11 protein-coding genes are annotated in these 12,650 nt (G+C 70.4%); 5 read left to right on the top strand and 6 right to left on the bottom strand.

Annotated elements, in window-relative coordinates:
* Positions 1-62 precede the first annotated feature (62 nt).
* Both purN and purH read left to right on the top strand, forming a co-directional pair.
* Complete coding sequence (gene purN, locus ACLQ2U_RS24745) at positions 63-683, top strand: phosphoribosylglycinamide formyltransferase (protein ID WP_425753151.1); 621 nt, start codon at positions 63-65, stop codon at positions 681-683.
* Positions 680-2,251 carry a bifunctional phosphoribosylaminoimidazolecarboxamide formyltransferase/IMP cyclohydrolase gene (gene purH, locus ACLQ2U_RS24740; RefSeq protein WP_425753150.1) on the top strand — a complete coding sequence of 524 codons (1,572 nt, stop codon included), beginning with the start codon at positions 680-682 and terminating at the stop codon, positions 2,249-2,251. Before purN ends, purH begins: the two co-directional genes overlap by 4 nt.
* A 99-nt stretch (positions 2,252-2,350) precedes the next feature.
* Here the strand turns inward: purH and ACLQ2U_RS24735 are convergent, their stop codons facing one another.
* From ACLQ2U_RS24735 to ACLQ2U_RS24715, 5 genes are all read right to left on the bottom strand, one after another.
* Complete coding sequence (locus ACLQ2U_RS24735; protein WP_425753149.1) at positions 2,351-3,382, bottom strand: ABC transporter ATP-binding protein; 1,032 nt, start codon at positions 3,380-3,382, stop codon at positions 2,351-2,353.
* Positions 3,366-4,403, bottom strand: coding sequence for an ABC transporter ATP-binding protein (locus ACLQ2U_RS24730; protein ID WP_425753147.1), 1,038 nt, complete (start codon positions 4,401-4,403; stop codon positions 3,366-3,368). Before ACLQ2U_RS24730 ends, ACLQ2U_RS24735 begins: the two co-directional genes overlap by 17 nt.
* Positions 4,404-4,408: 5 nt before the next feature.
* Positions 4,409-5,365: an ABC transporter permease gene (locus tag ACLQ2U_RS24725; RefSeq protein WP_425753146.1), complete on the bottom strand. Its 957-nt coding sequence runs from the start codon at positions 5,363-5,365 to the stop codon at positions 4,409-4,411.
* Positions 5,358-6,296: an ABC transporter permease gene (locus ACLQ2U_RS24720; RefSeq protein ID WP_425753145.1), complete on the bottom strand. Its 939-nt coding sequence runs from the start codon at positions 6,294-6,296 to the stop codon at positions 5,358-5,360. The genes ACLQ2U_RS24725 and ACLQ2U_RS24720 overlap by 8 nt, the downstream gene beginning before the upstream one ends.
* Positions 6,297-6,376: 80 nt before the next feature.
* Positions 6,377-7,981 (bottom strand): peptide ABC transporter substrate-binding protein, encoded by a 1,605-nt coding sequence (locus ACLQ2U_RS24715; RefSeq protein WP_425753143.1) that lies wholly within the window; start codon positions 7,979-7,981, stop codon positions 6,377-6,379.
* Positions 7,982-8,396: 415 nt separating this feature from the next.
* On the opposite strand from ACLQ2U_RS24715, the gene ACLQ2U_RS24710 reads away from it, so the two are divergent.
* Together ACLQ2U_RS24710 and ACLQ2U_RS24705 are read left to right on the top strand one after the other, a co-directional pair.
* Positions 8,397-9,257 carry a bifunctional methylenetetrahydrofolate dehydrogenase/methenyltetrahydrofolate cyclohydrolase gene (locus ACLQ2U_RS24710; protein ID WP_425753142.1) on the top strand — a complete coding sequence of 287 codons (861 nt, stop codon included), beginning with the start codon at positions 8,397-8,399 and terminating at the stop codon, positions 9,255-9,257.
* A 127-nt stretch (positions 9,258-9,384) separates the two neighbouring features.
* Positions 9,385-10,335, top strand: a complete 951-nt coding sequence (locus tag ACLQ2U_RS24705; RefSeq protein WP_425753141.1) for a malate dehydrogenase — start codon at positions 9,385-9,387, stop codon at positions 10,333-10,335.
* 57 nt (positions 10,336-10,392) lie between these two features.
* On the opposite strand, the gene ACLQ2U_RS24700 is transcribed toward ACLQ2U_RS24705, so the two are convergent.
* On the bottom strand, positions 10,393-11,214 hold the full coding sequence (locus tag ACLQ2U_RS24700; RefSeq protein ID WP_425753140.1) for an MBL fold metallo-hydrolase: 822 nt from the start codon (positions 11,212-11,214) through the stop codon (positions 10,393-10,395).
* Positions 11,215-11,349: 135 nt separating this feature from the next.
* Between ACLQ2U_RS24700 and ACLQ2U_RS24695 the strand changes: the two genes are divergently transcribed.
* On the top strand, positions 11,350-12,567 hold the full coding sequence (locus ACLQ2U_RS24695; protein WP_425753139.1) for an NADP-dependent isocitrate dehydrogenase: 1,218 nt from the start codon (positions 11,350-11,352) through the stop codon (positions 12,565-12,567).
* Positions 12,568-12,650 lie beyond the last annotated feature (83 nt).

Genomic DNA, 12,650 nt, shown 5'->3' with positions numbered 1-12,650 from the left:
ATCACCCGAACCGCCGCTGCCCGCCCGCTGGGCGTCCCGACCTGCCCGTTAGGGTTGGTCGCGTGACCGAGCCCGCGTCCGTCGCCCGCCTCGTCGTCCTCGTCTCCGGTTCCGGCAGCAACCTCCAGGCGCTGCTGGACGCCGCCGCCGACCCCGCGTACGGGGCCCGGGTGGTCGCGGTCGGCGCGGACCGGGACGGGATCGCCGGCCTGGACCGGGCCGCCGCCGCCGGGGTGCCGACCTTCGTCGAGCGGGTGAAGGACCACCCGAGCCGGGAGGACTGGGACCGCGCGCTCACCGCGCGGGTCGCGGAGCACCGGCCCGACCTGGTCATCTCCGCCGGCTTCCTCAAGCTGGTCGGGCCGCAGTTCCTGGCCGCCTTCGGCGACCGTTACCTCAACACGCACAACACCCTGCTGCCGGCGTTCCCGGGCATCCACGGCCCGCGCGACGCCCTCGCCTACGGCGTGAGGGTCACCGGGGCAACCCTCTTCTTCGTCGACGCCGGAATGGACACCGGCCCGATCGTCGCGCAGGTCGCCGTGCCGGTGCTCGACGACGACGACGAGGAGACGCTCACCGAGCGCATCAAGGACGCCGAGCGACGCCAGCTCGTCGAGCAGGTCGGTCGGCTGGTCCGTGAAGGTTGGACGATCACCGGAAGAAGGGTCACGGTCCCGTGAGTTCCACTCAGGACGAGCGCCGCCCGATCAGGCGGGCCCTGGTCAGCGTCTACGACAAGACCGGTCTGGTCGAGCTGGCCCGGGCCCTGCACGACGCCGGGGTGGAGATCGTGTCGACCGGCAGCACCGCGTCGACGATCTCCGGCGCGGGCGTGCCGGTGACCGCGGTGGAGCAGGTGACCGGCTTCCCGGAGATCCTCGACGGCCGGGTGAAGACCCTGCACCCGAAGATCCACGGCGGTCTCCTCGCCGACCTGCGCAGGGACTCGCACGCGGCCCAGCTTGACGAGCACGGCATCGCCGGGATCGACCTGCTGGTCTCCAACCTCTACCCCTTCCAGGCCACCGTCGCCTCCGGCGCCAGCCAGGACGAGTGCGTCGAGCAGATCGACATCGGTGGCCCGGCGATGGTCCGGGCGGCGGCGAAGAACCACACCTCGGTCGCCGTGGTGACCGACCCGGCGGCTTACCCGGCCCTGCTGGCCGCCCTCGGCGAGGGCGGCTTCACGCTGGCCCAGCGCCGGGCGCTGGCCGCCCGCTCCTTCGCCGACATCGCCGAGTACGACGTGGCCGTCGCCGAGTGGTTCGCCGCCACGTTGGCCCCCGAGCAGGACGGCTGGCCGCGCTTCGCCGGCCTGGCGCTGCGCCGTCAGGCGGTGCTGCGCTACGGCGAGAACCCGCACCAGGACGCCGCCGTCTACGCCGACCCGAGCAGCCCGCCCGGGCTCGCCCAGGCGGAGCAGCTGCACGGCAAGGAGATGTCCTACAACAACTACGTCGACGCGGACGCCGCCTGGCGGGCCGCGAACGATTTCGCCGACCGGCCGGCGGTGGCCATCATCAAGCACGCCAACCCGTGCGGCATCGCGGTCGGCGCGGACGTGGCCGAGGCGCACCGCAAGGCACACGCCTGCGACCCGGTGTCGGCGTACGGCGGGGTGATCGCGGTCAACCGCGCGGTCTCCGTGGAGCTGGCTCGACAGGTCGCGGAGATCTTCACCGAGGTGCTGGTCGCGCCGGAGTTCGAGCCCGGCGCCGTCGAGGTCCTTCAGGCGAAGAAGAACATCCGGCTGCTGCACGCCCCGGCCTTCGCTCCGCTGCCGGCCGAGTGGCGGCAGGTCACCGGTGGCGTGCTGGTGCAGATGCGGGACCGGATCGACGCCGAGGGGGACGACCCGGCGAACTGGCGGCTGGCCACCGGCGAGGCGGCCGACGAGGCGACCCTGCGTGACCTCGCCTTCGCCTGGCGGGCGGTGCGCGCGGTGAAGAGCAACGCGATCCTGCTGGCCAGGGGCGGTGCCACCGTCGGGGTCGGGATGGGTCAGGTCAACCGGGTCGATTCGGCGCGGCTGGCGGTCAGCCGGGCCGGCGCCGACCGGGCCCGCGGCGCGGTCTGCGCCTCGGACGCCTTCTTCCCGTTCGCCGACGGCCCGCAGATCCTCATCGAGGCCGGCGTCCGCGCCATCGTCCAGCCCGGCGGCTCCATCCGCGACGAGGAGGTCATCGCCGCCGCCAAGGAGGCCGGCGTCACGATGTACCTCACCGGCACCCGCCACTTCTTCCACTGATCCCCCGCCCCCCGGCCGCCCCCGTCGATCAAGAAGTTGTTGCCGCGACACGCCGAGGCGGCTGGTAACAACTTCATGATCAACCAGCGGTGCCCGTCGTCAGGCGGCGGTGGGGAGTATCTCGGCGAAGTGGCAGGCCGAGGGGTGGGGGTCCGCCGCGCGCGCCACAGTGGGCGGATCCTCGATCGCGCAGATCTCCTGGGCCTTCCAGCATCGGGTGCGGAACCGGCAGCCGGACGGCGGATCGGCGGGCGACGGCACGTCGCCGACGAGCCGGATGATGTTCCGGTCGCCGCGGGCGTCTGGGTCCGGCACCGGCACCGCCGAGAGCAGCGCCTGGGTGTACGGGTGGGTGGCCCGCTCGTAGATCTCGTGCTCGGTGCCGATCTCCACGATCCTGCCCAGGTACATCACCGCGACCCGGTCCGAGATGTGCCGGACCACCGACAGGTCGTGCGCGATGAAGATGTACGAGAGCCCGAACTCGTCCTGGAGCTTCTCCAGCAGGTTGATCACCTGGGCCTGGATGGAGACGTCCAGCGCGGAGACCGGCTCGTCGCAGACGATCACCTCGGGGCGCAGGGCGAGCGCCCGGGCGATGCCGATGCGCTGCCGCTGGCCGCCGGAGAACTGGTGCGGGTAGCGGTTGATGTGCTCGGGGTTGAGCCCGACCACGTCCAGCAGCTCCCGCACCCGCTGCCGCCGGCTGCCCTTCGGTGCGGCGTCCGGGTGGATCTCGAACGGCTCGCCGATGATGTCGCCGACCGTCATCCGCGGGTTGAGTGAGGTGTACGGGTCCTGCATGACCATCTGCATGTTGCGGCGCAGTCGGCGCAGCTCCGCCCCGGAGGCCTTGAACAGGTCCTTCCCCTCCAGGGTGGCCCGACCCGACGTGGGCGTCTCCAGCCGCATCAGCAGCCGGGCCAGGGTCGACTTGCCGCAGCCGGACTCGCCGACCACGCCGAGCGTCTCGCCCCGGCGCAGCTCGAAGCTCACCCCGTCGACGGCCCTGACCGCGCCGGTCTGCCTCTGGAACAGCAACCCCTGGCTGATCGGGAAGTGCTTGACCAGGTTGTCGACGGACAGGATCGTCTCGCCCCGGACCTTGGTCGGGCTAGCGGGCGCTGTCATCACGGACCTCCTGCGCGAAGTGGCACGCGCTGGTTCGGCCGTCACCGAGGACCAGGTCGTGCGGCACCACGTCCACGCAGACCTGCTGCACGTACGGGCACCGGGGGTGGAACGGGCAACCGGAGGGGATCCGCATCAGGTTCGGCGGCAGCCCCTTGATCGTGGACAGCTCCTGGCCGCGGACGTCCAGGCGCGGGATCGACTCCAGCAACCCCTTGGTGTACGGGTGGGCCGGCGCCCGGTACAGCGAGCGCACGTCGGCGTGCTCGACGATCCGGCCGGCGTACATGACCGCGATACGGTCCGCGACGCCGGCGACCACGCCGAGGTCGTGGGTGATCAGGATCATCGCCATGTTGAGGTCGCGGCGCAGGTCGGCCAGCAGATCCATGATCTGGGCCTGCACGGTGACGTCCAGCGCGGTGGTGGGCTCGTCGGCGATCAGCACCTTCGGGTTCATGGCCAGCGCCATCGCGATCATCACGCGCTGCCGCATGCCGCCCGAGAACTGGTGCGGGTAGTCGCCGATCCGCCGCGCCGCGGCCGGGATCCCGACCAGGTCCATCAGCTCGATCGCCCGGCGCCGGGCGTCGCCCTTGGACACCCCCTCCCGCTGGCGCAGCGTCTCGCCGATCTGCCAGCCGACCGGGAAGACCGGGTTCAGCGCGGAGAGTGCGTCCTGGAAGATGATCGCGATCTCCTTGCCCCGCACCTGCCGGCGCTGCTCCTCCGGCTGGGTCAGCAGATCCCGACCCCGGTAGAGGATCTGGCCGGACCGGATCACCGCCGGGGGAGTGTCCAGGATGCCCATGATCGCCTGGGCGGTGACCGACTTGCCCGAGCCGGACTCGCCGAGCACGGCCAGGGTCTCGCCGGCGTCCAGGTGGAACGAGACCCCGTTGATCACCTTGGCCACGCCCTCGCCGGTCCGGAACTCGACGTGCAGGTCCCGGACCTCGAGCAGGTGGCCGCCCTCGGGCGTGGGGGAGGCCGGAGTCGGCTGGACAGCGGACCGGGTCATGGGTGTCACCGCAGCTTCGGGTCGAAGGCGTCGCGGATCGCGTCGCCCAGCATGATGAAGGCGAGCACGGTCAGTGCGAGGAAGGCGGACGGGACGACCAGCGGCGTCGCCGACTCGCGCATGTGCACCCGGCCGGCGTCGATGTCGATGCCCCAGGAGATGGTCGGGGCCTTCAGGCCGATGCCGAGGAAGCTCAGCGTCGCCTCGGCGGCGATGAACGAGCCGAGCGCGATGGTGAGCACCACGATCGCCGGGGCGAGCGCGTTCGGCAGGATGTGCCGCCACATGATCCGGCCGTTGCCGGCGCCGAGCATCCGGGCCGCGGCGACGTAGTCCTGCTCCTTGGCGATGATCACCGAGGAGCGCACCACCCGGGCCGCGGTGGTCCAGCCGAGCACCGCCAGCACGAAGATCACCGCGAACAGCCGCACGTTGTCGCTGCTCGTGCTCACCCGCTTGAGCAGCACGATCGCGGCGAGCAGCAGCGGGATGCCGAGCACGATGTCGATCACGCGGGAGAGCACCGCGTCGACCCATCGGCCGAAGTAGCCGGCCAGCATCCCGACGACCAGCGCGATCACGCCGGTGAGCAGCGCGGAGACCGCGCCGACCAGCAGCGAGGCGCGGGCGCCGTAGACGGCCCGGGCGTACGTGTCGCAGCCCTGGAAGTCGTACCCGAAGATGGCCCCGCCGGAGGCCCCGGCGTGCTGCCGGGAGAGCACGCAGTCGCGCGGGTCGTTGGCGGTGAAGAGCGAGGGTACGGCGGCCATCGCGGCGGCCAGCACGACCAGGGCCAGGCTGATCCAGAAGATCGGGTTGCGGCGCAGGTCCCGCCAGGCGTCGCCGGCCAGGCTGCGCGGCTTGTGCGGCGCGCCGACCTGGTTGGGCGTCCCGGGCTCGCCGGACACGCCGCGCCGCGCCGCCTGGTTCTCCGTCGCCGCCACCGTTTCGAAGTCACTCATAGCGGATCCTCGGGTCGAGTACGGCGTACAGGACGTCCACCACCAGGTTCGCGACCAGGTAGACCACGACGAGCACGCTGACGATGCCCACCACCAGCGGGCCGTCCTCGGTGCGGATGCCGCGGAAGAGGTTGAAGCCGACGCCGGGGATGTTGAACACGCCCTCCGTGATGATCGCGCCGCTCATCAGGTTGCCCAGCTCGACGCCGAGGAAGGTGATCACCGGGATGAGCGAGTTGCGCAGCACGTGGACGCTGACGATCCGTCGCTTCAGCAGGCCCTTGGACCGGGCGGTCCGGACGTAGTCGGCGCGCAGGTTCTCCGCCACCGAGGTACGGGTCAGCCGCAGCGCGGTGGCCAGCGAGAGCGAGCCGAGCACGATGCCGGGGAGCAGCAGCGCGTACAGGTCGGGCTCGGCGCCGGCGGTGGGCGGGAAGAGCTGCCACCTCACGCCCAGGAAGTACTGCGCCAGCGGGGCGAGCACGATGGTCGGGATGCCGAGCACCAGCAGGGTGAGCACCAGCGTCGAGTTGTCGAAGATGCTGGCCCGGCGGATGCCGGCGAGCACGCCGGCGGTGACGCCGACGACGATCGTCACGGCCATCGCGATGAGCGCCAGCTTGACCGTGACCGGCCAGGCGGCGGCGAGGATGTCGCCGATCTGGCGGCCGGTCAGCGACTGCCCGAGATCACCCTGGAGCAGGTTCTTGATGTAGTCGAAGTACCGGTAGAAGAAGCCGCCGACCCCGGTCTGGTCCAGGTGGAACTTCTCAGTCAGGTATGCCCGCTGGGCGGCGGTGACCGGGCGTTCACCGGCGAGCGCCTGGATGGGGTCGCCCTGACCGGCGAACATCAGCGCGTAGACGATCAGGGTGGTGCCGAAGAAGGCGAGGACCATCTGGAGCAGTCGCCGCAGAATGAAGCGGAACATACTGTTCAGTCTCTCCGAAAAAGGGCGAATAGCGTGGCGGGTCGGGCCACCTCGCGGTGGCCCGACCCGTCCAGCGGGTGTTACTTGACGGCCTCGATCTTCAGCAGGTCGACCCGGTCGAAGAGATCCATCTCCACGTTCTTGACCTTGGTCGAGTGCCCGAAGTTGTTCTGGCCGTACCGGAGCGGGATCACCGGCATGTCCTCGGCCAGGAGGTCCTCCGCCGCCTGGTACTTCTTGATCGCCTCTTCCTCGTTCGGCGCCTTGGCGCCCTCGGCCAGCAGCTTGTCGAACTCGGGGTTGCTGTAGCCGTAGTAGTTCGAGGAGCCGTTGCTGCTGTACAGCGGGCCGAGGTAGTTCTCCATGGACGGGTAGTCCATGACCCAGCCCATCCGGAACAGGCCGACCGGCTGCTTGGCCTTGACCTTGGTCAGCAGGTCCGCGAACTTGGGCTCGGCGGTGCCGACGCACTCCACGCCCAGGTTGGCCTTGAGCTGGTTGCAGGTCGCGTCGACCCAGTCCTTGTGGCCGCCGTCGCCGTTGTAGGACAGCTCGATCTTCTTCGGGCCGCCCGCGGCCTGGTACATCGCCTTGGCCTTGGCCGGGTCGAACTCGCCCGCCGCGCCGATGGTGTTCTCCCGGTAGCCCGCGACGACCGGCGAGACGAAGGAGCGGGCCGGCTGCTGCGAGTCCTTGAAGATCGACTTGGTGATCTCGTCCCGGTCGATCGCCATCGAGATGGCCTTGCGGACCTCGGGCTTGCTGAATTCCTTCTGGAACGTCGGGAACGCCAGCACCTGCAGCGACGAGGCCGGGCTCTGCTGGAACCGGACACCCAGGTCGGTGCCGGCCGTGGACAGGTTCTCGGTCGGGATCGTCTTGATGACGTCCAGGTTGTCCGAGAGCACGTCCGCGTACGCGGCCGTCGGCTGCTGGTAGATCCGGAACTCGACGCCGCCCACCTTCGGCTTCTGGCCGGGGAATGCGTCGTACTTCGTGACCTCGACCTTGGCGTCGTGCTGCCAGGTGCCCTTCATCTTGAACGGGCCCTGCCCGATCGGCGCCTGCTCGTAGCCCTCCGCCAGCACGCCGGGGGCGGAGAAGGCCGCCTTCGGCATCGGGTAGAAGGCCGTGTAGCCGAGCATCGTCTTGAACTCGCTGTACGGCTGGGCCAGCGTCACGGTGAAGGTCGAGTCGTCGACCTTCTTCAGGCCGGAGAGGGTCTTCGCCTTCGGCTTCTCGCCCTGCAGGTCCTCGTAGCCGGCGACCTTCTCGAAGAAGTAGCTCGAGTTCTGGCCGTTCGGGCCGTACGCGCCGTAGTTCCACGCGTCGATGTAGTTCTGGGCGGTGACCTTCTCGCCGTTGTGGAAGGTGTAGCCGTCCTTGAGCTTGATCGTCCAGACCTTGTTGTCCGACGACGTCACCGACCCGGCCGCCACCTCGACGGGCTTGTTGGCCTCGTCATACTCCACCAGCGGGCTGAACAGCGCGCTGAGCACCTGCGAGCCGCTCGTCTCGTTGGTGTTGGTCGGCACCAGGTGCTGCGGCTCGGCGATCTCGATCCGCACGGCCGCGTTGGGGTCGCTCTCGCCGGATCCGCCGTCGCCGCCCGAGCCGCAGGCCACCAGGCCCAGGGTCACCGTGAGCGGGAGGGCGGTCCAGGCAGCCAGCCTACGAACTCGCATTGAGTCTCCTCATCTCCTCACGCTGCGCAGTCAGGCCCGGGTGTTGGGTTACGCTGCGCAACAATCGGCAACGGTAGGTCGTCAGGAGCCGTTTCGGCAACGAGAGCGTTGCGAACGGATAACAGGTGGGCCGCCCCAGTCTTGTCCCGGCCTGGCCCGTCTGCTATGAGGGGTGCCGCGTTAGTGCTGGCCAACGGCGGTTTTCCGGGCGACTTGCCGGGCCTGTCGGCCACTTCGGGGCCGGCCGGATGGTTCGGTGCTGACTGTCCGCTCCATGCCGCTTGGTGATCGACTGACCGCCTCACCATGTGACGCGATCCACACTCGATAACTCTCCGTGACGAACCCCACGTAACGGATCGTCACCATTGCTTGTCGTCGGATCGCCGGGCCGACGGCGTGAGACGATGCGGACGTGACGGCGACCATCCTGGACGGCAAGGCGACCGCGGCGGAGATCAAGGACGAGCTGCGGACGCGGGTGAAGGCGCTCGCCGAGCGCGGGGTCACCCCGGGTCTGGGTACGGTCCTGGTCGGCGCCGACCCGGGCTCCCAGGCGTACGTCAACGGCAAGCACCGCGACTGCGCCGAGGTCGGCATCGCCTCGATCCGCCGCGAGCTGCCCGCCGACGCCAGCCAGCAGCAGGTCGACGACATGCTGGCCGAGCTGAACGCCGACCCGGCCTGCCACGGCTACATCGTCCAGCTGCCGCTGCCCGGTCACCTCGACACCCAGCGGGTGCTGGAGATGATCGACCCGGACAAGGACGCCGACGGCCTGCACCCGGTCAACCTGGGCCGGCTCGTGCTCGGCTACGACGGCCCGCTGCCCTGCACCCCGCGCGGCATCGTCGAGCTGCTCCGCCGGCACGACGTCGCGCTGCGCGGCGCCACGGTGGCCGTGGTCGGCCGGGGCAACACGGTGGGCCGTCCGCTGGGCCTGCTGCTCACCCGGCGCAGCGAGAACGCCACCGTGACCCTCTGCCACACCGGCACCCTGGACCTTGCCTCGCACACCCGGGCGGCCGACATCGTCATCGTCGCCGCCGGGGTCCCCGGACTGCTCACCGCCGACCTGATCACCCCGGGCGCGACCGTCGTCGACGTCGGCATCACCCGGGTCGTCGGGCCGGACGGCAAGGGCCGCTACACCGGCGACGTGGACCCGGAGGTGGCCGAGGTGGCCGGCAAGCTGGTCCCGATGCCCGGCGGCGTCGGGCCGATGACCCGGGCCATGCTGCTGACCAACGTGGTGGAGCGCGCCGAGCGGGACTGACCCGCGACGAAGCGGACACCGGTGACGTGCGCCCCATCCCGGCGATGGCCGCCGCCCCTGGCCCGATCGGTGCCAGGATGACTGATACGGTCCGGAAAACCGACTGGTATCAGGGAGTGGGACGACCATGGGTAAGAAGGTCACTGTCGTCGGGGCCGGCTTCTACGGCTCCACCACCGCACAGCGCCTGGCCGAGTACGACGTCTTCGACACCGTCGTGATCACCGACATCGTGGAGGGCAAGCCGGCGGGTCTCGCGCTGGACCTCAACCAGTCCCGCGCGGTCGAGGGCTTCGAGACCAAGGTCGTCGGCGTCACCACCGGCCCGAACGGCGAGGGCTACGAGGCCATCGAGGGCTCGGACGTCGTCGTCATCACCGCGGGCCTGCCCCGCAAGCCGGGCATGAGCCGGATGGACCTGCTGGAGACGAACGCCAAGATCGTCCGTCAGGTCTCCGAGAACGTCGCCAAGTACGCCCCGAACGCCGTCGTCATCGTCGTGTCCAACCCGCTGGACGAGATGACCGCGCTGGCCCAGCTCGCCACCCAGTTCCCGAAGAACCGGGTGCTCGGCCAGGCCGGCATGCTCGACAGCGCCCGGTTCACCAACTTCGTCGCCGAGGCGCTGAACGTACCGGTGAAGTCGGTGAAGACGCTGACGCTGGGCTCGCACGGCGACACGATGGTCCCGGTGCCGTCGAAGAGCACCGTGAACGGCAAGCCGCTGCGTGAGGCGATGCCGGCCGAGCAGATCGAGGAGCTGGTCGTCAAGACCCGCAACGGTGGCGCCGAGGTCGTCGCGCTGCTCAAGACCGGTTCGGCGTATTACGCCCCGTCGGCCGCCGCCGCCCGGATGGCCAAGGCCGTCGCGGAGGACTCCGGCGAGATCATGCCGGTCTGCGCCTGGGTCGACGGCGAGTACGGCATCTCCGGCGTCTACCTGGGCGTCGAGGCCGAGATCGGCCGCGAGGGCATCCGGCGGATCGTCGAGACCGACCTCGACGCCGACGAGCTGGCCAGCCTCATGGCGGCCGCCGAGGCCGTCCGCGCCAAGCAGGCCGACGTCGCCAACATGTGACCTGACACCTGCTCGGAAGGGGCACGCCGGCACCCGCCGACGTGCCCCCTTCCCCCTTCACGCCCCGCTGGGCGGCAGGGGCGTGAAGGGGGTGCCGAGGTGGGGGGTGGCGAGGAGGGTGGGGCCGGTTGCGGCCAGGGTGCGTAGCAGGGTCACGCGGGAGGTGCGGGCCGTTGCCGGGTCCTCCTCGTGGGCGTACGACAGGTCCGGGTCGAGCAGTTGTACGGCGTGGACCAGCAGGTCTCCGGTGAGCAGCAGTCGCTCGCCGGCCGCCTCCAGCAGCACCGACTGGTGGCCGGCGGTGTGCCCCGGGGTGGGCAGCAGTCGTACCCCCGGGGTGAGGGTGGTGTCGCCGTCGACCACCCGGAGCTGGCCGGCGGCGCGCAACGGCGCGACCAGGCCGGCCGGCAGCCCCGGGTTGACCATCTCCATCGCGTCCACCTCGGCCCGCTGCACGACGTAGCTCGCGTTCGGGAAGTACGGCCGTCCGGGCGTGCCGGTCACCGCCCAGCCGATGTGGTCGCTGTGCAGGTGGGTCAGCACCACGGTGTCGACGTCGGCGGGGTCGATGCCGGCCGCGGCCAGCTCGGCGGGGAGCCGGCCCGGCACCGGAGCCCAGCTCGCGGCGGGGGAGCCGGCCGGGCCGATGCCGGCGTCGACCAGCGTGACCGGCCCGTCGCCGGCGCGGAGCGCGAAGCTGCGGAACGGCAGCCACCAGCGACCGTCGGCGGTGACCGAGGCGGGGTCGCGCCGGTCCGCTTCGCGCCAGTGCGCCTCGGTGGCGTCGGGGAACGCCTCGGCGCGGGGCTGGAAGAACGCCCCCTCGCCGTCGGTGAGTGCGGTGACCGTGATAGACCCGAGGGTACGGCTCAGTGGCATCCGGCGATGGTGCCAGTGATCTCCCGGGCCGGGCATCCGGTTATCCGGCCGAGCGAGGCCGGCTGGGGGGTGCCGGCGAGTTTCCAGTACGCTCGTACTGCTTGAGCACGTGTCCCCCGAGAGGAGCGCCGGCCGATGGCGAAGATCAAGGTAAACAACCCGGTCGTGGAGCTCGACGGCGACGAGATGACCCGGATCATCTGGAAGCAGATCCGGGAGCAGCTGATCCTGCCCTACCTCGACGTCGACCTCCACTACTACGACCTGTCGATCCAGCACCGCGACGAGACCGACGACAAGGTCACCGTCGACGCCGCCAACGCCATCAAGCAGCACGGCGTGGGCGTCAAGTGCGCGACCATCACCCCGGACGAGGCCCGGGTCGAGGAGTTCGGCCTGAAGAAGATGTGGCGGTCGCCGAACGGCACCATCCGCAACATCCTCGGCGGCGTCGTCTTCCGCGAGCCGATCATCATGTCCAACGTGCCGCGGCTCGTCCCCGGCTGGACCAAGCCGATCATCATCGGCCGGCACGCCCACGGTGACCAGTACAAGGCCACCGACTTCGTCGTCCCCGGCCCGGGCACGGTGACCATCACCTACACCCCGGCCGACGGCTCTGCCCCGATGGAGATGGAGGTCGCCAACTTCCCGGGCGGCGGCATCGCCATGGGCATGTACAACTTCGACGAGTCGATCCGGGACTTCGCCCGCGCCTCGTTCCGGTACGGCCTGGACCGCAACTACCCGGTCTACCTGTCGACCAAGAACACCATCCTCAAGGCGTACGACGGCCGGTTCAAGGACATCTTCGCCGAGGTGTTCGAGAACGAGTTCAAGTCGGAGTTCGAGGCCGCCGGCATCACCTACGAGCACCGGCTGATCGACGACATGGTCGCCGCCGCGCTCAAGTGGGAGGGCGGCTATGTCTGGGCCTGCAAGAACTACGACGGTGACGTGCAGTCCGACACCGTCGCGCAGGGCTTCGGCTCGCTCGGCCTGATGACCTCGGTGCTGCTCTCCCCGGACGGCCGCACGGTCGAGGCCGAGGCCGCCCACGGCACCGTCACCCGGCACTACCGGCAGTGGCAGAAGGGCGAGAAGACCTCGACGAACCCGATCGCGTCGATCTTCGCCTGGACCCGCGGCCTGGCCCACCGGGGCAAGCTGGACGGCACCCCGGCGGTCACCGAGTTCGCCAACACGCTGGAGCGGGTCTGCATCGACACCGTCGAGGGCGGCCAGATGACCAAGGACCTCGCGCTGCTCATCTCGCGGGACGCCCCGTGGCTGACCACCGACGAGTTCATGAACGCGCTCGACGAGAACCTGGCGCGCAAGCTCGCCGCCTGATTCGCCACCGCACCGACCGAGCCCGCCGGCACCCGCCGGCGGGCTCCGTCGTACCCGGACCCCGGGCCGCCCGCCGGGCGGGC

It is taken from the genome of Micromonospora sp. DT47 (genome assembly GCF_049844475.1).
Classification (GTDB): Bacteria; Actinomycetota; Actinomycetes; order Mycobacteriales; family Micromonosporaceae; genus Micromonospora.
Note: the sequence above shows the minus strand (reverse complement) of the source record. Positions and strands in the feature narration are given on the sequence as shown.